Here is a 20,226-nt window from a genome sequence, read left to right as displayed (position 1 = left end):
TACGCGGCCAAGCGATTTGCGCGCCCGCTGTACTACTCGATGATGAAGAAGGCTTCATTCCAGATGGCGAAGAAGGACTGACATGCGCAAGAACGTTCTGATCACCGGAGCAAGCTCCGGCCTTGGCGCCGGTATGGCCCGCATCCTCGCTGCCAAGGGCCACAATCTGGCTCTGACCGCGCGCCGCGTGGACCGACTCGTTGCGCTCAAGGCCGAGCTCGTCGAGGCCAATCCCACGATCGAGGTCGTGGTGCACGAGCTCGACGTCAACGATCACGACCAGGTGTTTGCGGTGTTCAAGATGGCCATCGGCGAGCTCGGCGGGCTTGACCGGGTCATCGTCAACGCTGGCCTCGGCAAGGGCGGTCGCATCGGCACCGGCAAGTTCTACGCCAACAAGCAGACGGCCGAGACCAACTTCGTGGCAGCTCTGGCGCAGTGCGAAGCGGCGATGGAGCACTTCTACGAACGCAAGGCTGGCCACCTTGTCGTCATCTCCTCAATGTCGGCGATGCGCGGTATGCCGTCGGCCATGACGACATATGCGGCGACCAAGTCCGCTGTCGCGATGCTCGCGGAGGGCATTCGCTCAGACCTCATCGGTCGCAAGGGTCACGACATCAAGGTCACCACGCTCTACCCCGGCTACATCGCCTCGGAGATGAACGAGGCAGTGCAGAAGGAGGCGCGGATGATGGTCGACACCGAGACGGGCTGCAAGGCGCTGGTCAAGAAGATCGAGGCCGAGGTCGTCGACGCCGCCGTGCCAGCCTGGCCGTGGGCGCCGATCGGCAAGGTCATGAAGCACGCGCCACTAGGCGTCGTGCGCAAGCTTGTCTAATGGACTGAACTGTTTGAGCTTCTTGCGGCCTGAGATGAACACCCGGGTGGCAATGAAGCCGACGCCTGCGGCATGGGTGGCCAGCACAAGACCGAGGATGATGCCTCCGATGATCAGGATCCACTCGGTCATACGAACATTTTAGTGCCCTCGTACGCTGCTCTGGTGGCGGATCTGGAAGACATCATCGAAGCGATCGACCACCTTCGGCCGACCGTTCCGCGAATCGTGGTGGCGATCACCGGCTTCGGTGGCGCGGGGAAGTCGACCCTGAGCCGAGCCTTGGTCGAGGCTGTCCCCGGCAGCGTTCGACTACACGGCGACGACTTCCTCGACCCGATGAGATCCCATCTGCGGTCTCGGGACTGGGACGGCGTCGAACGCAGCCGCATCAGGTCCGAGGTCGTTGAGCCGTTCCGTCGCGGCGAGCCCGCGATCTATCGCCCGTATGACTGGAACGTTGGAGCACTCGGACCGTTGACCACACTGCCCGAGGCGACGGTCCTCATCGTTGACGCGATAGCGCTGCTTCACCCTGAGCTTGAGGGCTGCTTCGATCTGACTGTCTGGGTCGATGTCGACCTCGAGACAGCCGCCAAGCAGGGGATCCAGCGTGATCGACAGGCAGGCAGCGATCATGACGCGCTGTGGGACGAGGTGTGGGTCCCGAACGATCGCGAGTTCGCCAAGACGTACGACCCGATTGGCCAGGCAGACCTGCTGTATCGAGCGAACTAGCCCTGGCGACCCTTGAAGCGTGGGTTCTGCTTGTTGATCACAAACGTGCGACCGCGCCGGCGTACGACCTGGGCGCCTGGCTGGTTCTTGAGCGAGCGGAGTGAGTTGCGGACCTTCATGGGTGCTCCTTGGGAACGTAGAGTCCGCGCTGGACAGCGCGGACGAGGCGACGCGGGACGCGGTGCTCGACCCCGTCGACCGTGATCGGGACGAGCTGAACCGGCTGGGCCTTCCAGCTGGATCTGCGATGACGGGTGTTGCTTCGGGACATCTTGCGTTTGGGTACGGCCATGACAGCTCCTTCTGGTCAGGCGGCTAGTCGGACGGGGCCGAGCCAGGGCTCGAAGCCGTCCTGATCGGACTCCCAGATGACGCCCCGTGTCGCGAGTTCGTCATCGGTGAGCAGGCAGTGCTCGAACAGCGCCAGGAGCGAGTCCTTGCCGTCGTCGATTCCAGTCACGAGGAGACGGGTGTGTGTCTCGGTGGTGCCGTGGCTGCACGGTCCGACGCTGAGCTGTCCGCCAGCGCCGTCCCACTGGCAGATCGTGTCTGGCCGGGTCGGCAGCCAGAAGCAGCCGCGCGACCGGCGAGCGTCGCCGGCGAGACCTTCGAGGTTCTCCATCAAGCGGTCCGGGTGGAACGGCCGGTCTGATCGCAGCTCGACGGTCCACACCTCGCCGATCTCGATTGGATCGAACTCGCCCGCGTATGTCGGGTCCACCCAGTCCTCGGCTTCATCGTGCAGCCGACGGCGGGCGATCAGTTCTACGACATCGATCGCCAGGTGGTCGGTGAACACCACTGCGCCCGGCCGCAGCATGGCTGACGTGAGAACTCGATCCGTCTCGTCGATTTCGTCGACGATGACCACGGCGTCGGCGTACTCGATCATCGCGGCATGCGTCTCGGCGACACCTCGGCCGTCCTCGGCTGACGTGTGCAGGTGGCGTTCGCGCAGCAAGTCGTCACCGAGGAGGTCAGCACGAGCGGTCGGGCCGTTGACGACGGCGAGTACCGCGGCGACATGCAGCACCGAGCCAATGGGGTGCTCAGTCGAGAGGATCCGGCACACCTGGGTTGCCTCAGCGGCGACCGGGAGGTGGGCAATGATCGATCCCCACCGGCCGTCGCGAGCCAACCGCTCGAGCGTCGGCATGACGTCCTCGCGCAATGCACAGCCGACGCACGCATGATCGAGATCAATGTGCGTACGTTCGACGACTCCTGCGGCGTCACTGACGATGCGTGTGAGAACTTGGCGGTCGACGTCGATCGTGTGCCGCACTGTCACCGCATTCGGCGTGTCCCACTGCAGGCCGATCATCGTGCTTGCCATGGCGTCAGCGTCGATCCCCGTGATGAGGACGAGCGGGGTGCTCATGCGTTTCCGTAGCGACGGTTGAACTTCTCGACGCGCCCCTCGGTGTCGAGCACGCGCCCCTTGCCGGTCCAGTACGGGTGGCTCGCAGTAGAGATCTCGACGTCGATGACGGGATAGGTCGTGCCGTCGATCTCGATGGTCGTGGAGCTCGTCAGAGTCGAGGCGGAGACGAAGGTGAGATCGCCCGACCTGTCGCGGAACGCCACGGGCGCATAGTGCGGATGGATGCCGTGCTTCATGGGTTTGGCTTTCGAGTAGGCTTAATGAGAATGATTGTCATTCTACATAAGGAGTCATGAATGTCTCGCGTGTGTCAGGTCACTGGGGCGGAAGTGGGGTTCGGGCACAACGTCTCGCACTCACATCGACGGACCAATCGGCGGTTCGACGCCAATATCCAGCGCAAGCGCTACTGGGTCCCGAGCTTGGGCCGTCAGGTCACGCTGCGAGTCAGCGCGCGCGGAATCAAGACGATTGACGTGCGCGGCATCGACGCCGTCGTCGCGTCGATCCTGGCCAGAGGAGGGCGGGTCTGATGAGCAAAGGAAATGAGCTGCGCCCCATCGTCAAGCTTCGCTCGACAGCTGGAACCGGCCACACCTATGTCACTCGCAAGAACCGGCGTAACGATCCTGAACGGATGGTCCTTCGGAAGTTCGATCCGGTCGTACGACGCCACGTCGAGTTTCGGGAGGAGCGCTGATGGCGAAGCGCAGCAAGATCGTCGCGAATGAGCGGCGTCGGCAGATGGTCCAGCGCATGGCCGGGCGGCGATCGGCCCTACGCGCCGCAAGCCGCGACACGAGACTGAGCCTCGAGGAGCGTGTTGAGGCGAGCCGGGCGCTGTCCCGGATGAAACGCGATTCGTCAGCCGTGCGGGTGCGCAATCGCGACCAGGTGGACGGGCGGCCGCGCGGCTACGTCCGCAAAGCGGGACTGTCCCGCATACGGTTCAGGGCGGCGGCTCATCGAGGCGAGCTCCCGGGTGTCACCAAGTCGAGCTGGTAGCTGCCCGATTCAATCGCTCGGTTTCAGGAGATCGAGAAGGGCTGAGCCGTTGATTCGAGGACGCTCAGCCACAGGTCACCCTCGGGCGAGACATTGTGCGAGCCCTGCGTCACGAACGGGATCGGCACGTTGACGAAGCGATGGCGCCGACGCCCGACGACGATGTCAGTTCGGCCTGCCATCGCAGCATGGACTGCAGTCTGGGCCAGGCGGGCGCAGTAGACCGAGTCGGAAGCATCTGCCGGCACCGAGCGGATCGCGTAGCCGGGATTGAAGTAGCGCATCGTCAGTGGCTGGTCCGCGTTGGCGAAGTGCTTGGTGATCTGCTCGCGCAGATAACGTGCGATGTCGCCGAGAACGGTGTTGCCGCTCGGGTCCATACGATCACTCGCCGGTATGAGGTGCTGCCCGGCTCCTTCGGCCAGCACGATCACGGCGCTTCCACGTGCGGCAACGCGTCGTTCGAGCAGGGCGAGCAGTCCGTTGTCGCCGTCCAGTGAGAAGTCGACCTCGGGGATCAAGACGAAATCCGCGTCGTGGTTGGCGAGTGCGGCGTAGCACGCAATGAAGCCGGCATGCCTGCCCATCACCTTGACGATGCCGATACCACCGACGGCCGCCTCCACCTCGACCCGCGCCGCCTTGATCGACTCCGCTGCCTTGGCGAATGCCGTCGAGAAGCCAAAGCTCTGGCCGATGTGGGGGATGTCGTTGTCGATCGTCTTGGGCACGCCAACGACACCGATCGTGAGTCCACGTCGTTCGATCTCGACCACGATGTTGTGGGCACCGCGCATCGAGCCGTCGCCGCCGATCACCATGAGGATGTTGATGCCCTCGTCGACCAGCCGGTCGACGATGACGGCGGGATCCTGCGCGCCGCGCGACGTCCCGAGCACCGTGCCGCCGCGCTCGTTGATGCGCGCGACCGACTCGGGAGTCAGCTGAACGATGTCATGGCCGAGCTCTGGAACGAAGCCGGCGTACCCGTGCTGGAAGCCGACCACATCGCGTACGCCGTAGTGCGTGTAGAGCTCAAGGACTATGGCGCGGATGACGTCATTGAGCCCGGGGCACAGTCCGCCGCAGGTCACGACGGCAACTTTGGTGGTTGCAGGGTCGAAGAAGATCTTGTCGCGCGGGCCACCTGACTCGAAGGTCGGCAGGTCCTCGAGCTGGACTCCGCGGGACTCGATCAGCGCGAGGGTGTCGTCGTACAGGATCCGGTCGTGCTCACCGACGTAGTACTCGTTGGTAGTGCGACCGCCGACGTACAGCGCCAACGGCGAATCAACCGTGCACGGACCGAGTGAGCTGACCTGAAGATCGTCGAGGGTGACCACGGGTCAATCCTATATGAGGAAACCCTCACGTTTCACAGTGGTTTCAGGGCTTGAAGATCAGGCACGTCGAGGTCGCCGTGGCCAGCAAGCGACCGTCCGAATCGCGTATGTCGGCTTCGACGAATGCCGCTCGCGAGCCCGGCTTGGTGACCCGGCCGTGGGCGACGACCCGGCCGGTGTCGGAGGTGATGCCGCGCAGGAAGCTGACGTTCAGATCGAGTGAGGTGTACGCAGTGCCGACCGGCAGCGTCGTCTGGACAGCGCACCCGCACACAGAGTCGAGCAGCGTCGCGAAGAAGCCGCCGTGCACCGAGCCGATCGGGTTGTAGTGCGACTCGTCCGGAGTCGCCGCCATGACGGCCTCGCCGGGGGCAACGCTGGCGATCTCGAGGTTGATGTGGCTCGCGATCGGTGGGGCGGGGAGCTTGCCGTCGATCATCGCCTGCAAGTAGTCGAGCCCGCTCATCGTCAGCGCAGCGGCTGCCTGCGGGTGCGGGTCAACCCAAGTGATGGTCTTGGACTTCTGCTCGAGCTCGATGGTCATGACAGGTCCCTTTCGGTGCGGACCAAAAGAGCGTAGCATCTGAGTTGGCAATCCAAACTTAGAGTGAGCCAGATCTCAGGAGGACGTATGGGCTGGTCCGACTACGACTCGTCGAGCTGTTCGATCGCGCGAACCGCGGAGGTTCTCGGCGATCGCTGGACCGTGCTGGTCGTTCGCGATCTGTTCAACGGGGTACGTCGCTTCGATGCGCTGCAGTCCCACCTCGGCATTGCCCGGGATGTGCTCGCGAAGCGATTGAAGTTGCTCGTCGACGAAGGCCTCGTCGAACGACGTGACTACAAGGCAGAGGGCGAGCGAGCTCGCCAGGAGTACGTGCTGACCGCGGCCGGACGAGACCTGCGAACGGTTCTGGTCGCGCTCATGGACTTCGGCGACAAGCATCGCGCAGGCGTTGATGGCCCTCCGGTCGCGCTGCACCACCGCGACTGCGGCGAGGCGATCCACACCCACCTGACTTGCGACGCGGGCCACCCGATCGACACCACCACCCGGGCCGAGCTCATACCGCTGCCCGGCGCACGCCTACTGGTTCAGGCGTAGGAGTAGGCCTCGAGTGGGAAGCGGCCCGCTTCGCGGAAGGCGTTGATCGTTGACGTCGGTCGCAGGATCGCCGCTTCACCGTGCTGGTTGAAGTAGTAGCTGCGCGCCGTCGAGCAGCTGCCGAGGGCGAATACGGAGTCCTCGAGCCGCTCGGTCATCCGGTCGAGGAACTCGGCATTGGCCTCCGGCGTCACCTCGAACGTCGAGGCGCGACGCTTGCTGACTTCACCGAACAACCGCTTCATGTGCTTCATTTGCGACTCGATCGTCGTGAAGTAGGACAGACCGCTGTACGAGTAGGGACTCGCGAGGGTCAGGAAGTTCGGGAAGTGCGGCACGGCGACGCCTTCGTATGCCTGGAAGCGGTTGTCTCGCCACCACTTGCCGAGGTTGCGGCCGTCGCGTCCGATGATCTCGATCGCCGGGAAGTTGACGTCCCAGAGGTTGAATCCGGTCGCGAGGATCAAGGTGTCGATCGTTGTCTTGTTGCCGTCGCTGGTGACGATCCCATCCGGCTCGATCCGCTCGATCGACGTGGTCTCGAGGTTGACGTTGTCGCGGGTGAACGCCTTGAAGTAGTCATTGGAGAACGTCGGACGTTTGCAGCCGAAGTCGTAGTCCGGCGTCAACTTCTTGCGCAGCTCGGGATCGTCGATCTGGCGAGCCATGTGACGCTTCGCGACCCGCTCGGCAATCTTGTTGAACATCTTGAAGCGGCGGTACTTCAGCACGGCCGCGACCATGAGCACCTCGAGCACACCGGAGCCGAAGCCGCGCACGATGCGCTGGGTCAGCGGCACCCTCGCGTACATCGATCGGACGCGCTTCGGGATCTTGGCGTCTGACTTGGGGGTCACCCAGATCGCAGTGCGCTGATAGACGGTCAGCTCAGCCAGGGTGGGCGCGATCTCGGGGATGAGCTGTACGGCGGTCGCGCCGGTGCCGATGACGGCAGCCTTCTTGCCCGCGAGGTCGTACGAGTCGTCCCACTTCGTGGTGTGGATGACCTTGCCTGCGAACGTCTCAATACCGGGGATGTCGGGCATCTTCGGCTGGGACAGGAATCCGGTGGCCGTCAGCAGGTAGCGCGCGTGGAGGCGTTCGCCGCCGGCGACGTTGACGGTCCAGTGCTCGTTCTCGGCATCCCAGACTGCGCCTTCGACGACGGAGTTGAAGCGCATGTGCTTGCGGAGGTCGTACTTGTCAGCGACGTGCGACGCATACTTCTTGAGCTCGTCACCGGGCGCGTACAGGCGCGACCAATGGGGGTTGGGCTCGAAGGAGTAGGAGTACGTCGAGGAAGGGATGTCGACTGCGAGGCCCGGGTAGCGGTTGACATGCCAGGTGCCGCCGAGGTCGTCTTCGCGCTCGAGGATCACCAGATCCTTGAAACCGAGACGGCCGAGCTGGATCGCTGCGCCCATTCCGCCGAAGCCGGCGCCGATGATCGCCGCGTCATGCACCTTGGTGTCCGTCATGGGTCCTCCGTTGACATACCGAGAGTATTTGAACTCAAGTAAAACAGCAGACCGACGATGTGACAACCCCGATGTCGCATTCGCGCGACGATCTGTGGGGCATCATGACCTCATGACGCTCGAAATCATCGTCCGCGGATCCGCGGAGACCCGCCATCCCGCCGAGCGAGCCACCGTCTCGATGGCTGCCTCGATCGAGGGGCCGGACAAGTCGAAGGTGTTCGCCGACGCGGTCGCGCTGCAGGAGCCGCTGTCCAAGCAGCTGCGAGAGCTGGTCGACCTCGATGCCGTGGCGACCTGGTCGAGCGATCAGGTACGCGTCTTCAGCCACCGCCCATGGGACCACGAGGGCAAGCGCCTCGACGTTGTCCATGTGGCGCGGGTGCAGGTCATTGCCGAGTTCGTCGACTTCGAGCGGCTCAGCGGTTTCCTCGACTTCTGGTCGGGCAAGGACGGGATCGAGGTTGGCTACATCTCGTGGGACGTGACGGTCAAGAACCGTCGCGCGTACGAGGCGGAGGCACGCAAGGCAGCTGTCGACGACGCGGTGGCGAAGGCCCAGGTCTATTCCAACGCCGTACGCCGCGGCAAGGTCGTGGCCCTCCAGCTATCCGATCCGGGGATGCTCGGCAACGGCCCTCAGGACTTCGACTCAGGTCCCGGGTCGGCCAAGGTGATGGCGATGGGGGCAGCCGACATGGGCGGCGGGCCCTCGCTCGCGCTTGCACCAGAGCAGATCGTCATCCACGTCGAGGTGGACGCTCGCTTCTCGGCTGAATAGCTGGCCTAGTCGAACCAGATGATCTTGATCAGCGCCAGTGTGCCGATCAACAGGATGAGCCCCCGGAGCACGAGTGGCGGCAGGCGGCGGCCGATACGGGAGCCGAGCAGGCCACCGATCAAGCTGCCTCCACCGATGAGCGCCACGATCCTCCAGTCGATCCGGTCCCACGCGAAGATCATGAATGCCAGGGCCGCAACAGCGTTGAAGAGAGTGCCGAGCACATTCTTGAGTCCGTTGATCGCTTGGATGCCAGCGCTCAGCGTGATGCCGAGCAGGCCCATCAGCAAGATGCCCTGCGCTGCGCCGAAGTAGCCGCCATAGATACCGAGGCCGAAGATGGCCACCATGAGCGCGGGAGTGACATGGCGAGTGTCGTCGGGGTCTTTGCGTTGCGCCGCCCGACGCTGGATCGACGGGCCGACGATGACCATGATGAGCGCGAGCGCGATCAGTGCCGGGACAATCGCGTCGAACGAGCTGGCCGGGAGCGTGAGCAGCAGGGCTGCGCCCGTGATGGCGCCGAGGATCGCGGCGGGTGCAAGGCGAATCAGCGTAGGCATCAACTCGCGGGCCTCATGGCGGTAGCCATACGTTCCGGAGATGCCGCCAGCGACGATGCCGATGTTGTTGGAGACGTTGGCGGTCAGCGCGGGATAGCCGAACAGCAGCAACGTCGGGAAGGTGATGAGGGTGCCCGAACCGACGATCGTGTTGATCATGCCCGCCCAGATTCCAGCGGCAAAGATCACGACGCCCTCGAGCACTCCCTGAGCGTAGCGCCCCCGAGCTGGCGCGGCTGATTATGCCTCTGACCTGCGCAAATACTTGCGGGTGACTTGGCCCCGACGCATACCGTAGGTATGCTCGAAGTATGTTCTGGACCCAGCTGCGCAAGCGGCTCATGATCTGGCGACGCCCCAGCAGCACAGTTCGCAAGCTGCTGCCTGGCCGTGGCCCGATGCGCGTTGTCTATGACAAGGCGGTCGTTCACGAGAGCTACAGCTTCCGCGCTCGGGTGCTGCAGCGGGCCGCACGGCTCGTGTTCAAGCCGCTGCTGAGCATCACGCCGCTCAACGACCGGTCACTCGCGACGATCCGGGCGATCGACCGGTTGTCGGCACGGCGACCCCACTCGCCCCACGTCGAGTCGATCCGTTTCGAGCTGGGCGGCGTGCCCGTCGAGTCCATGGTGCACCGCTTCGGCACGACCAGTGACATGACGATCCTCTATCTCCACGGCGGTGGATTCTTTTCCGGCAGCATCGAGACCCACCGCCGCATCTGCGAGCGGCTCGCCCGCAAGACCGGCGCCACCGTCATCTCGGTCGACTACGTCCAGCTGCCCGAAGGTGCCATCGCCGACTCGGTGCAGGACGTCATCACGGCGTACGAGGCGCTGCTCGAGCAAAGCGTCCACCCGGACAAGATCGTTGTTGCCGGCGACTCCGCCGGTGGCTACCTGACGATGAAGGTTGCCGAGCTCGCCAACCGTCGGGGGCTCCAGGCGCCGGCTGCACTCCTGTGCTTCTCACCGCTGTTGAGCATCGATCCCGATCGTGAGGACAAGGCGGTCGAACGCATCATCCGCCATCGCGACGCCTACCTTCCTGTTCGTCGCATAGCCCAGATCCGCGAGCGCTGGCTACCAGAGGGCTCGGCGATCGAGGGCTACGCGTCACCGCTGCACGGGGCCGCTTACATCACCTCGCCGACCTTCCTGGTCGCTGTCGAGGACGAGATGCTGCGTCCTGAGGTCGAGGCCATGGCTCTGCTGCTGTCCGTGCGCGGCGTTGAGGTGGAGACGCATCTGTGGCGCAAGCAGGTGCACGCGTTCCCGGTGCTGGCGAAAGTGCTGCCAGAGAGCGAGATGGCGCTGCAGCTTGCGGCCGAATTCGCGAGCCGGGCTGTCGGCGAGCTCGATCGTGAGCCTGTCGTCGATCCCGACGCGCATGACGAAGTCATCGTCGGCGAGCTCGTCCCCGACGACGCTGCCTAGGATCGCGCCCAGGCGTCAGCGGGTCGTCGGCGTTGGGGGTCGCCTACGGTTTCGGGCACAGAGTGTCAGCGTGACCAGTTCCCGTTGCCCGCTTTGACCTTGAGTACGGCGGTGATGATGACTGTCGTCTCAAATCGTGTGCCGTTCCAGTCGCCGCAGGTCATCAGCACAATCCCGCTGGGCCCGGTACGCCGGTAGATCTCGTCGGCGACGGTTGCGAACTTGCTGACCTCGAGCACCTGCTCCTTGGTCACCGTGTACGTCAGCGACTTCTTGCCGCTCGACACCGTGATCTTGTCGCCCTTGTCCAGGTCGCCGAGCTCGTCGAACACGCCGTCACCTTTGGAAGCGGTGTGACCGACGATCACAGCGTTCCCTGGCTGGCCTGGCTTGCTGCCGTCCTTCCACCATCCGGTGGCTTCCATGCTGGACGGCACCTCTTGAGCACCCTCGGACGTCGTCCCGACGGGCAGCATCGGCGCATCGACGTCGAGGGACGGGATGATCACACGGTCGCCGGACTTGGCCGGTTGCGCTTTCGTGGTCTCGGTTGACGGCGTCGTCTTAGGGGTGGCCGCCTCAGGCTTCTCATCGGCAGTCAGCAGGAATGCTGCGCCGCCGGCACATGCGAGGACGAGGACCACTGCCGACGCAACAATCCACCTCCGCTTTCGCGAAGGTGGATTGTCAGAGAGTGCTGCGTGGGTCACTTACCGGCGGCCGGGGCAACGGTCGGGTGATCGCTGTCGTCATCGACGCCACCGCAGTTGTTCGGCTTGTCTTTCGAGTCAATCTGGACTCCGTCTTCGCCTTCTTCTCCGGCGTAGGCGATGAAGTCGAGGGGGTCGCGATCCGTCTCGACGGTGTGGGTGCCACCAGCTTCCAGCTCGAACTCACCGTCTTCCTGTTCTTCACCGAAGCTTCCGAAGAAGACAGTCACGACGGAATCGGTGATGTTTGTGAAGGTGACCGAGTCGCACGTCGCCGTTGTGGTGACCAGGTCCGCGCCGCCGAAGCATTCTTCGGGTGAGGTGTATTCCCATTCGGTGACTGCCTCGTCAGCGAACGAGAAGCCGTCGGCCGCCTCGGCGTAGAACAGGACGGGGCCTCCGACGTCAAAGTAGTCGGCGGGGTAGGTGTCCGCTTCGAGCTCTTCGATGTCTTCGTCGCCATAGTCAACGAAGTACGTCACGTTCGGAGTCGACGGCACGATGACTTCGCACCCGTCGAAGGTTACGGGTGCAGGTGTGATGGGCGCGTTGACGACCTCCACGGTCACGGTGTCGGTTGCTTCTCGCCCGTTTTCGTCAGTGGCGAGGAGGGTGTAGGTGAAGGTTCCGATGCTGGGGGGCGTCACAGGTTCGGAACCAGCGGGTGTGTCCTTGTCGCCCGACCAGTCGCCGCTGGCGACGAGGGGGGTGATGGCGTCGGTGCTTGTCCAGGACAGGTCGAACTCGTCACCGAGGCTGATCGTTGTCTCGCTTGCGGTCAGGTCGACGGTGATGACCGCCTGGGCCGGAGCGGCGCCGACGAGCGTGAGACCGCAGACCATCGCCAATGTGGCAAGCAAGGACAAGGCGTGGCGAACGTATGAAGTCATGTGGGGTCCCCCGATTGTGGCTCTCATCGCAGAACCGTTGCCGGAACTCTACCGGTCCCTGGGTGTCGCCGTTACCAAATCCGATGACCGCTTGGGCAATCAGTCGAGCGTGAGCTTCACTGTCGCCTTGATGAGCTCGTCGTCGAAGGTGCTCGACACGGCAAATGCTGAGAGCGGCTCCAGCTCGTTGAGCACGTCCTCGACGTCCGGTGGCGGGTTGGAAGCCAACAGGGCTTCGAGGATCGTGTCGATGTTGACGAACATCGCGGGGAACGCACCCGGGTGAGCGACGGCCTCCTTGAAGTTGTCAGAGTCGCCGAGCTTGCCGTTTCCGGAGAACGCCTCGGCCGCCTCGGCGTTGGTCGCGATCACGACGCCGTCATCGGTGGGTGTCGCGACGAGGGTGAAGCCCACCTCGGCGGCGAGATCGACCAGGCGTTTGGCCAGGTCCGCGCCCTTGGTCGGATCAGTCGTCAGCTTGAGTCCGATGTCGAGGTTGGCGACGTCCTCCGGTCCCGACAGCATCGGCAGTGTCTCGAGGTTGCGCCCACCGACCGCGAGCATGAGCCCATCGCCAAACAAGGTTTCGAAGTCTTCGGGCAGCTTGAGGCCGAACTCGTCCTCCAATGCCTTCAGCTCCGCTTCGGCGTCGAGCCCATCGGCAGCGAAGCCACTCATGAATCCGGCGTCGAACTGCTCTTTCGCCTGATCGCCGAATCCGGAGATGGCGAATGCGAGAGCGGTGTCTGCCGGCAGATCTGAGAGGTTCGTCGACTGGACGACGTCCGGCTTGTCGTCCAGGTGTGCGATCCCGGCCAGCTCGAGTGATGAGGAGTTGGCGCGCAGAGTGACGGCAGCAGTGGAAGCGCCGACGAGGGCGTCCTCCACCTCGGCACCGAACGCTTCTTCGATCGCGTCGCTCTTGCTGATGCCCTCAAGGTCTGCCCAGGCGGAGAAGACGCCCTGTTCGCCGAGCTCATCCACGTCCGCGGAGAACGTGGTGTTGTCGGCCAGGGACTTCGTTGTGGCCGCATCGGCGACTTTGCCTGCGTCGGCCTTCTCGGGCGTCAACAAGGCGTAGCCGTCGAGGAAGGCGACGCCGCTGTCCGTGCCGGGGTCGCCGCAGTCTGCCAATTCCTTGATGGGTTTGCGGGCCTTGTCCTCGTCGCTGACCTGTATGGCGACGATCGGTGACTCGAGCTCGGAGTCGTACGCGATGCCGAGGCGTTGACCGATCCAGGGCTCGACATCCTTGTCGTAGTCGAGGTCGCACTCCGCGACGAGGTCCTTCAGCAGGGGCTTGCGGATGTCCTGGTCGACGTTCGTGATGCCGAGCTCCTTGGCGAGCTCCGGGAACTTGCGGATCAGGCGCAGGATCGCGATCTTCTGGCTGGCCGACGGGTCGGCGTCAATACGCGCGTACGCGACGACCGTAGAGGGGAGCACATCGTGCGGCTGGGTGCCACCGCCCGAGAGCTTCTGCCAGGCGAACGCGCCCACACCGATCAGGCCGATGACCAGACCCAGTGCCGTGCCAATGATCAGGAACCGCTTGCGGCTGCTCTTCACGGGCTCGCTTACGGCGGGAATCTCTTCAGTCATGGGAGTCCTTAGCTGGGAGAAATCTGAGCGTATCGAACCGCGCGCGATGCGATTCGGTGTTTCAAAAGCCGGTGGTAGGGATTTCCCTAGACTTCCGTCGGACTGCTCCGCGAAGGTGCTTGCTCGACCTACTTTGGGCTGTCGCCGATGGTCGGTGACACTCGAGCGAGGTGCGTAACATGCGCAAGTTCACCGTCATTCTCTCGGCCGCGATCGTGGCCCTGACGACAGCCGTGACCATGTCACCGGCGCAGGCCGCTCCCTACACAGTGAGTGCGTCCATTTCCACGACTAGTGCACAGTCCGGCGACGGTCCCGTCATCAAGGGTTCGCTGTCACCGGCCACCCCTAACAAGACGGTCTACCTGGATCGATACGTCGGCGGTGCATGGACGAACATCGCGACAGACACAACCGACAGCAACGGTAGGTACGCCGAGCGTCTGACTTTCGATGAGTTGGACTACGACCTGGGATCGATGAAATTCCGGACCAGAGTCATCAACAATGCGGGCACAACCTACAAGAGCAGCACCGTCACCAAGACGATCTATGGCTGGATCAACCTCGCGTACATCTACGCCTCGTCGGGCGACTCGTTGCGCTTTGTTGACGGCAACCATGAGCTCACGGTCGACACCAACTACTACGCGGACGAGGGATGGCGCTCCGCTGACGATGGCGTGGGCTACACCAAGTGGAACTTGCAGGAGAAGTGCCTCAAGCTCCGCGCCTTCGCCGGACTTGACGACTATGAGTCGAGCACAGGGGCCGTGGGCAAGCTCTACGTCGGCCAGGACGGCACGACGTACGACTACTCGAAGACGCTCTACCAGTACCAAGTGAAGGTTTTCGACACGCTGAACCTCCACAAGACGCAGTACCTGTCCTTCAAGTCGAAGCGGCTCAACCTCGACGAGAACACTGTCGTCGGAGTTGGCGAGCCGGAAGTGCTCTGCTCGAAGTACCTCCCCAGCGAGTGATCTGAGCTGACGAAGGCCCGGCCGACGACGTCGGCCGGGCTTTTGCGCGTGTGTCGGATGTTCTTTCAAAATTTGCTCGAACGCTGGCAAGTTTGCGGTCAAGAGTCCTACATTGGAATGTCGCCGGGTTGTCGGTGACCGTCGAGGGAGGATGCATTTCATGCGCAAGTCCACCGCAATCGTGTCGGCCGCCATCGTGGCCGCCATACCTGTCGCGATCATGTCGCCGGCCGAAGCCGCGCCGTACCAGGTGACCGCGTCCATTTCCACGAGCAGTGCTCAGTCAGGTCTCGGGCCTGTCATCCGAGGCTCGATCTCGCCTGACACCGCCGGCAAGACGGTCCATCTGCAGCGTTACATCAGTGGCACCTGGACGACTGTTGACACGACCTTGACCGACGCTGACGGCGAATACGCCGAGCGGGTGACACCGGCAGAGCTGGACTACAAGATCGGATCGTTGAAGTTCCGTGCCAAGGTCGTTGGGTCCGGGGGATACACCTCAGGCGCCAGCCCGACTGTTACGAAGACGATCTACGGCTGGCAGTCGCTCGCCTACATGGATGCCATATACGGCGACTCTCGGCGTTACGTCGACGGCAACGATGAGTTCTTCGCGGATGAGGAAAGCGCGGACGATTCGTGGCAGATCAAGGATCCCCTTGTGGGCCAGGTCAGCACTCGCTACACCAAATGGGACCTGCAGGAGAAGTGCATCAGGCTGCGAGGCTTCGCAGGCATCGACGACTTCGAGTCGGTACCAGGAGCAATAGGCCGGTTCATCATCAGCATTGATGGAACCTCGAACGACAGCGCTGAAAACTATGCCCTGGGAAGCGTCGAGTTCCTCTACGAACCGCTCTACAAGACGAGGTACTTGGCTCTCAAGGCGTACAAGCTCAACGGAAACGCCACTGTGATCGGAGTCGGCGAGCCAGAAGTGCTCTGCTCGAAGTACCTGCCGCAAGATTACTGAGACTGACGAGGGCCCGGCCGACATCGTCGGCCGGGCTTTCGCATAGCCAAATCACAAACAATCAGGCTTGACTGTTTGTGGGATTGGCCGCATGCTGGATCGGTGAGCACCCAAGCCCAGTCGAGAACTCCCCAAGGGGAGCGCACTCGCACGATGCGACTGCGGCTGATGGAGGCGACCATCGACTGCCTGGTCGAGCTCGGCTGGTCCGGTACGACGACCACCGTCGTCAGCAAGCGCGCTGGCGTCAGCCGTGGTGCCCAACTCCACCACTTCCCGACCAAACAGGATCTCGTGGTTGCCGCCGTCGAACACCTCACCGAACGACGCCGTGATGACATGCGCCGGGCCGCAGCCGAGCTTCCGGAAGTTGGGCGCACTCGCGCCGTGCTGGAGATCCTGTCGGCCCAGTTCGTCTCGCCGGTGTTCTTCGCCGCGCTCGAGCTGTGGGTTGCCGCGCGTACGGATGCCGAGCTCCGCGAGTCCGTCGCTCCCCTTGAGCGCCGCGTCGGTCGCGAGACCCACGCATACGCGCTCGAGCTCCTCGGCGTGGACGAGTCTCGCGGTCACAACCGCGAGGTCATCCAGGCCACCCTCGACCTGCTGCGCGGCCTCGGCCTCGCAGCGTCCCTGTCCGATGACGCGAAGCGACGATCAGTCGTCCTCGACTCATGGGCGACCATCCTCGACCAACAGCTGGAGCTTGCATGACGATCCTCGACCAGGTGCTCACCGACCTCGATGCCGAGAGCGCTCAGCTCGACGGCTGGGTGTCGGTGCTCGACGCGGCCGGCTGGGAGACCGTCACTACGCCCGAGGGCTGGACGGTCACCCACCAGATCGGTCACCTGCACTGGACCGACCTGGCATCGGTCACCGCGATCACGGACGAGCCCGCCTTCGCTGAAGGGCTCAAGGCGGCCGCTGCCAACCCGACCGGTTTCGTCGACGAAGCAGCCGAGGAGATGGCGCTCATCCCACCGGCCGAGCTGCTCGCGACCTGGCGCGAGGGTCGTTCGTCGCTGCAAGCCGCACTCCGCGCCGTGCCCGACGGCGAGAAGATCCCGTGGTTCGGACCGCCGATGAGCCCGGTCTCGATGGCCACGGCACGCGTCATGGAGACGTGGGCGCACTCCCACGATGTCGCCGAGGCGCTCGGCATCGAGGTGCCCAAGACGTCGCGGGCCAAGCACGTCGCGCACATCGGCGTACGAGCCCGCGGCTTCTCCTACCTGATGCGTGGCGAGGAGATCCCCGAAGGAGACGTGCGAGTCGAGCTGACGGGCCCTGACGGGGATCTCTGGACCTGGGGACCCGAGGACGCTGCCGAACGAGTCACCGGCAACGGCTACGACTTCGCGCTGCTGGTCACTCGCCGGCGCCATTACGAGGACGTCGACGTTCAGGCGGTGGGAGAGCACGCTTCGCGGTGGCTGACGATCGCGCAGGCGTTCGCGGGCTTGCCCGGCAATGACCCACTGCGCCTATCCGAACGAGATCTGGCGGACAGATGAAGACTATTCGTGTTGGCAATTGCTCTGGCTACTACGGCGATCGCCTCTCGGCGATGCGCGAGATGCTCGAGGGCGGCGAGCTCGACTACCTCACCGGCGACTACCTCGCAGAACTGACGATGCTGATCCTCGGCCGCGACCGGATGAAGGACGCGTCGCTCGGATACGCCAAGACGTTCGTCAGGCAGATGACCGACTCGATGGCCCTCGCCAAGGACCTCGGCGTCAAGATCGTTGCCAACGCCGGCGGACTCAACCCGGCAGGTCTCGCGGATGCCCTGCGCGCGATTGCCGCGGAGCAGGGACTCACGATCTCGATCACCCATGTCGAAGGTGATGATCTGGTTGGCCGTGCAGAGGAGCTCAACTTCGGTAGCGTCATGACGGCGAATGCCTATCTCGGCGCATTCGGCATTGCGTCGGCCTTGGAGGGAGGGGCCGACGTGGTGGTTACGGGGCGCGTCACGGATGCGTCCGTCGTGGTCGGCCCGGCCATCGCGGAGTTCGGATGGGGTCGCGAGGACCATGACGCCCTGGCTGGGGCTGTCGTGGCTGGGCACGTCATCGAGTGCGGCACCCAGGCAACGGGCGGCAACTTCTCAGGCTTTGGCACGATCGACACGTCCAAACCGCTGGGATTCCCGATCGCCGAGATCTCCGAAGACGGATCGGTCGTCATCACCAAGCACGAAGGCACTGGCGGAGCGGTCACGATCGATACCGTCACGGCGCAGCTGGTCTATGAGGTCGGCGGACCTTCGTACCTCGGCCCCGACGTCAGCACCCGCCTCGACACGATGACCCTGACCCAGCAGGGTCCTGACCGGGTCGCGATCACCGGTGTGAAGGGTGAAGCCCCGCCGCCGACGACCAAGGTCTGCCTCAACACGATCGGCGGATTCCGCAACAGCGTCGAGTTCCTGCTCACGGGTCTCGACATCCCCGAGAAGGCCTCGCTGATCCAGACCCAGATGAACCAGGCCCTCGCTGCGATGCCTCCGGATGAGATCGAGTGGCACCTCGACCGTACGGATGTGCCCGATCCGTCGACCGAGGCCGCCGCGACCTCGCTGCTGCGCTGCAGCGTCAAGAGCGCAGAGGCTGGACCGGTGGGTCGAACGTTCAGCGACGCGGCCATCCAGCTGGCTCTGGCGTCCTACCCAGGCTTCAGCGTCACCCGCCCACCTGCGGCCGGTACGCCGTTCGGCATCTATCGCGCGGCGTACGTCCCACAGGACCAGGTGCCGCACACCGTCGTGGATCGCGATGGCAACCGCATCGAGATTGCCCCGCCGACCACCACGAAGCAGATCGCCGATGACGTCTCAGCGAGCTCGTCGCCCGATGCACCGGAGGCCGACTGGCTGGGCGAGGTCGTACGCGCGCCACTCGGTCGTTTGGCTTATGCGCGGTCGGGCGACAAGGGAGGAGACGCCAATGTCGGCGTCTGGATCCCGGCCGACCATCCCGACGTCGACGCGGCGTACGCGTGGCTCGTGAGCTTCCTGGACGAGTCGACGGTACGTGAGCTGCTGCCTGAAGCGGCAACCCTCGAGCTGGAGATCCATCCGCTGCCCAACCTCCATGCCGTCAACATCGTGATCCACGGACTGCTCGGGGAGGGTGTCGCATCATCGACTCGCCTTGACCCACAGGCCAAGGGACTCGGTGAATGGTTGCGCGCCCGCGATTGCGCGATCCCGTCGAAGCTCCTCCCCGACGCGCTTGTGGCTGGTGTGCTGTGAGCACGCTCTGGGACACGGCGGAGCGCACTGCGCTGCGTGACATGGTCACCTCCTTCACCGAGAAGGAGCTCGTGCCGCATCTCCCGGCGTGGGAAGACGCTGGCGAGGTGCCGCGCGACGTGCACGCCAAAGCCGCCTCGGCAGGGCTGCTGGGCGTCGCCTTCCCGTCGGAGGTCGGTGGTCAGGGCGGCGATCTGATCGACGGCTCGACCGTCACCGAGTCGCTCATCCAGGCCGGCGGTTCGTCCGGGCTCATCGCAGCACTGTTCACCCACGGCATCTCGCTCCCGCACATCGTCGCTTCGGGCAATGCCGATCTGATCGACCGTTACGTGCGGCCGACTCTGGCCGGCGAGATGATCGGATCGCTCGGCATCACCGAGCCCGGTGGCGGTTCTGATGTCGCCAACATTCGTACGAAGGCAGTACGCGACGGTGACGACTTCGTGGTCAATGGCGCGAAGACGTTCATCACCTCCGGAGTACGTGCCGACTTCGTGACCACCGCTGTGCGTACCGGCGGCGAAGGCTACGCGGGCATCAGCCTGTTGGTCATCGACAAGGGGCTGCCTGGCTTCACCGTTGCGCGCCCGCTGCGCAAGATGGGCTGGCACTGCTCGGACACCGCCGAGCTCAGCTTCGACAACGTACGAGTGCCCGCGAGCCAGATCGTCGGCGAGGTCGACGGTGGCTTCGTGCTGGTCATGCAGCAGTTCGTCAGCGAACGACTCGGCCTCGCTGTCCAGGGCTACGCGACCGCGCAGCGTGCTCTCGACCTCGCTGTTGCGTACGCCCGTGAGCGCGAGACATTCGGCAAGCCGCTGATCACCCGGCAGGTCATCCGCCACAAGCTCGTCGAGATGCACCGCCGTACGTCAGCCGCTCGTGCGCTGACCCGCCAGGCCGTCGAGCGCGCTGTACACGGAGACAACACGGATCCGGCGATCATCCTCGACGCGGTGATGGCCAAGAACCAGTCCGTCGAGGCATGCGAGTGGGTTGTCTCCGAAGCCGTGCAGATCTTCGGCGGCATGGGCTACATGCGCGAGTCCGAGATCGACCGGCACTACCGCGATGCCCGCATCCTCGGCATCGGCGGCGGCGCCACCGAAGTCCTGAACGACCTGGCCGC

26 protein-coding genes are annotated in these 20,226 nt (G+C 64.2%); 14 read left to right on the top strand and 12 right to left on the bottom strand.

The genetic code is table 11. The features are described from left to right. The first annotated feature begins 82 nt into the window (after positions 1 to 82). Positions 83 to 841 carry an SDR family oxidoreductase gene (locus V6M39_RS16605; RefSeq protein WP_332644928.1) on the top strand — a complete coding sequence of 253 codons (759 nt, stop codon included), beginning with the start codon at positions 83 to 85 and terminating at the stop codon, positions 839 to 841. On the opposite strand, the gene V6M39_RS16600 is transcribed toward V6M39_RS16605, so the two are convergent. After that, positions 815 to 973: a hypothetical protein gene (locus V6M39_RS16600; RefSeq protein WP_332644927.1), complete on the bottom strand. Its 159-nt coding sequence runs from the start codon at positions 971 to 973 to the stop codon at positions 815 to 817. The genes V6M39_RS16605 and V6M39_RS16600 overlap by 27 nt on opposite strands. Before the next feature lie 33 nt (positions 974 to 1,006). Here V6M39_RS16600 and V6M39_RS16595 point away from each other — a divergent pair, with 33 nt between their 5' ends. Further along, a complete protein-coding gene (locus tag V6M39_RS16595; RefSeq protein WP_332644926.1) occupies positions 1,007 to 1,579 on the top strand; it encodes a uridine kinase family protein in 573 nt (190 codons plus the stop codon). On the opposite strand, the gene ykgO is transcribed toward V6M39_RS16595, so the two are convergent. Genes ykgO through V6M39_RS16575 form a run of 4 tightly spaced genes read right to left on the bottom strand, consistent with a single transcriptional unit; the run spans position 1,576 to position 3,199 of the window. After that, entirely contained in the window at positions 1,576 to 1,698 is a 123-nt protein-coding gene (ykgO, locus tag V6M39_RS16590; RefSeq protein ID WP_332644925.1) for a type B 50S ribosomal protein L36, read from the bottom strand. The two genes, V6M39_RS16595 and ykgO, sit on opposite strands and share 4 nt — an antisense overlap. Then, complete coding sequence (gene rpmF / locus V6M39_RS16585) at positions 1,695 to 1,871, bottom strand: 50S ribosomal protein L32 (protein WP_332644924.1); 177 nt, start codon at positions 1,869 to 1,871, stop codon at positions 1,695 to 1,697. Before rpmF ends, ykgO begins: the two co-directional genes overlap by 4 nt. Before the next feature lie 15 nt (positions 1,872 to 1,886). Next, positions 1,887 to 2,960, bottom strand: a complete 1,074-nt coding sequence (locus V6M39_RS16580) for a CobW family GTP-binding protein (protein ID WP_332644923.1) — start codon at positions 2,958 to 2,960, stop codon at positions 1,887 to 1,889. Continuing rightward, positions 2,957 to 3,199, bottom strand: a complete 243-nt coding sequence (locus V6M39_RS16575; RefSeq protein WP_332644922.1) for a type B 50S ribosomal protein L31 — start codon at positions 3,197 to 3,199, stop codon at positions 2,957 to 2,959. Before V6M39_RS16575 ends, V6M39_RS16580 begins: the two co-directional genes overlap by 4 nt. Before the next feature lie 60 nt (positions 3,200 to 3,259). Between V6M39_RS16575 and rpmB the strand changes: the two genes are divergently transcribed. The 3 genes from rpmB to rpsN are packed head-to-tail and all read left to right on the top strand — an operon-like array spanning position 3,260 to position 3,968. Then, complete coding sequence (gene rpmB, locus V6M39_RS16570) at positions 3,260 to 3,496, top strand: 50S ribosomal protein L28 (protein ID WP_332644921.1); 237 nt, start codon at positions 3,260 to 3,262, stop codon at positions 3,494 to 3,496. Then, positions 3,496 to 3,663: a 50S ribosomal protein L33 gene (gene rpmG / locus V6M39_RS16565; RefSeq protein WP_332644920.1), complete on the top strand. Its 168-nt coding sequence runs from the start codon at positions 3,496 to 3,498 to the stop codon at positions 3,661 to 3,663. The genes rpmB and rpmG overlap by 1 nt, the downstream gene beginning before the upstream one ends. Then, on the top strand, positions 3,663 to 3,968 hold the full coding sequence (gene rpsN / locus V6M39_RS16560) for a 30S ribosomal protein S14 (protein ID WP_332644919.1): 306 nt from the start codon (positions 3,663 to 3,665) through the stop codon (positions 3,966 to 3,968). The genes rpmG and rpsN overlap by 1 nt, the downstream gene beginning before the upstream one ends. A gap of 23 nt (positions 3,969 to 3,991) precedes the next feature. Here rpsN and V6M39_RS16555 read toward each other — a convergent pair whose 3' ends face one another. Further along, positions 3,992 to 5,311, bottom strand: a complete 1,320-nt coding sequence (locus tag V6M39_RS16555; RefSeq protein WP_332644918.1) for an ATP-dependent 6-phosphofructokinase — start codon at positions 5,309 to 5,311, stop codon at positions 3,992 to 3,994. A gap of 43 nt (positions 5,312 to 5,354) precedes the next feature. Then, on the bottom strand, positions 5,355 to 5,855 hold the full coding sequence (locus V6M39_RS16550; protein ID WP_332644917.1) for a PaaI family thioesterase: 501 nt from the start codon (positions 5,853 to 5,855) through the stop codon (positions 5,355 to 5,357). Positions 5,856 to 5,942: 87 nt separating this feature from the next. Between V6M39_RS16550 and V6M39_RS16545 the strand changes: the two genes are divergently transcribed. Further along, positions 5,943 to 6,416 carry a winged helix-turn-helix transcriptional regulator gene (locus V6M39_RS16545; RefSeq protein WP_332644916.1) on the top strand — a complete coding sequence of 158 codons (474 nt, stop codon included), beginning with the start codon at positions 5,943 to 5,945 and terminating at the stop codon, positions 6,414 to 6,416. On the opposite strand, the gene V6M39_RS16540 is transcribed toward V6M39_RS16545, so the two are convergent. After that, entirely contained in the window at positions 6,407 to 7,894 is a 1,488-nt protein-coding gene (locus tag V6M39_RS16540; protein ID WP_332644915.1) for a flavin-containing monooxygenase, read from the bottom strand. The two genes, V6M39_RS16545 and V6M39_RS16540, sit on opposite strands and share 10 nt — an antisense overlap. Before the next feature lie 112 nt (positions 7,895 to 8,006). On the opposite strand from V6M39_RS16540, the gene V6M39_RS16535 reads away from it, so the two are divergent. Then, positions 8,007 to 8,675: an SIMPL domain-containing protein gene (locus tag V6M39_RS16535; RefSeq protein ID WP_332644914.1), complete on the top strand. Its 669-nt coding sequence runs from the start codon at positions 8,007 to 8,009 to the stop codon at positions 8,673 to 8,675. A 5-nt stretch (positions 8,676 to 8,680) separates the two neighbouring features. Here V6M39_RS16535 and V6M39_RS16530 read toward each other — a convergent pair whose 3' ends face one another. Continuing rightward, positions 8,681 to 9,442, bottom strand: a complete 762-nt coding sequence (locus V6M39_RS16530; protein WP_332644913.1) for a sulfite exporter TauE/SafE family protein — start codon at positions 9,440 to 9,442, stop codon at positions 8,681 to 8,683. A 107-nt stretch (positions 9,443 to 9,549) separates the two neighbouring features. Here V6M39_RS16530 and V6M39_RS16525 point away from each other — a divergent pair, with 107 nt between their 5' ends. Next, the gene (locus V6M39_RS16525; protein ID WP_332644912.1) at positions 9,550 to 10,674 is read left to right on the top strand and encodes an alpha/beta hydrolase; all 1,125 of its coding nucleotides are present in this window, start codon (positions 9,550 to 9,552) and stop codon (positions 10,672 to 10,674) included. Between the two features lie 65 nt (positions 10,675 to 10,739). Here V6M39_RS16525 and V6M39_RS16520 read toward each other — a convergent pair whose 3' ends face one another. From V6M39_RS16520 to V6M39_RS16510, 3 genes are all read right to left on the bottom strand, one after another. Continuing rightward, positions 10,740 to 11,318 carry a class F sortase gene (locus V6M39_RS16520; RefSeq protein ID WP_332644911.1) on the bottom strand — a complete coding sequence of 193 codons (579 nt, stop codon included), beginning with the start codon at positions 11,316 to 11,318 and terminating at the stop codon, positions 10,740 to 10,742. Positions 11,319 to 11,380: 62 nt separating this feature from the next. Then, positions 11,381 to 12,274, bottom strand: coding sequence for a hypothetical protein (locus tag V6M39_RS16515; RefSeq protein WP_332644910.1), 894 nt, complete (start codon positions 12,272 to 12,274; stop codon positions 11,381 to 11,383). 99 nt (positions 12,275 to 12,373) lie between these two features. After that, complete coding sequence (locus V6M39_RS16510; RefSeq protein WP_332644909.1) at positions 12,374 to 13,876, bottom strand: hypothetical protein; 1,503 nt, start codon at positions 13,874 to 13,876, stop codon at positions 12,374 to 12,376. Between the two features lie 179 nt (positions 13,877 to 14,055). Between V6M39_RS16510 and V6M39_RS16505 the strand changes: the two genes are divergently transcribed. The 6 genes from V6M39_RS16505 to V6M39_RS16480 all read left to right on the top strand — a co-directional run. Next, positions 14,056 to 14,859, top strand: a complete 804-nt coding sequence (locus tag V6M39_RS16505) for a hypothetical protein (RefSeq protein WP_332644908.1) — start codon at positions 14,056 to 14,058, stop codon at positions 14,857 to 14,859. 160 nt (positions 14,860 to 15,019) lie between these two features. Further along, entirely contained in the window at positions 15,020 to 15,835 is an 816-nt protein-coding gene (locus V6M39_RS16500) for a hypothetical protein (protein WP_332644907.1), read from the top strand. 102 nt (positions 15,836 to 15,937) lie between these two features. Continuing rightward, complete coding sequence (locus V6M39_RS16495; protein WP_332644906.1) at positions 15,938 to 16,546, top strand: TetR/AcrR family transcriptional regulator; 609 nt, start codon at positions 15,938 to 15,940, stop codon at positions 16,544 to 16,546. Beyond that, positions 16,543 to 17,349 (top strand): TIGR03084 family metal-binding protein, encoded by an 807-nt coding sequence (locus tag V6M39_RS16490; RefSeq protein ID WP_332644905.1) that lies wholly within the window; start codon positions 16,543 to 16,545, stop codon positions 17,347 to 17,349. Before V6M39_RS16495 ends, V6M39_RS16490 begins: the two co-directional genes overlap by 4 nt. Next, positions 17,346 to 19,094, top strand: a complete 1,749-nt coding sequence (locus V6M39_RS16485; protein WP_332644904.1) for an acyclic terpene utilization AtuA family protein — start codon at positions 17,346 to 17,348, stop codon at positions 19,092 to 19,094. The genes V6M39_RS16490 and V6M39_RS16485 overlap by 4 nt, the downstream gene beginning before the upstream one ends. Further along, positions 19,091 to 20,226: acyl-CoA dehydrogenase family protein (locus tag V6M39_RS16480; protein WP_332644903.1), on the top strand; the 1,136-nt coding region annotated here is incomplete at its 3' end. The genes V6M39_RS16485 and V6M39_RS16480, both read left to right, overlap by 4 nt.

Origin of the sequence: Aeromicrobium sp. (genome assembly GCF_036675695.1) — a bacterium.
In the GTDB taxonomy this organism is placed as follows: domain Bacteria; phylum Actinomycetota; class Actinomycetes; order Propionibacteriales; family Nocardioidaceae; genus Aeromicrobium.
The sequence above is the reverse complement of the archived record's forward strand: the minus strand, read 5'-3'. Positions and strand labels throughout refer to the sequence as shown.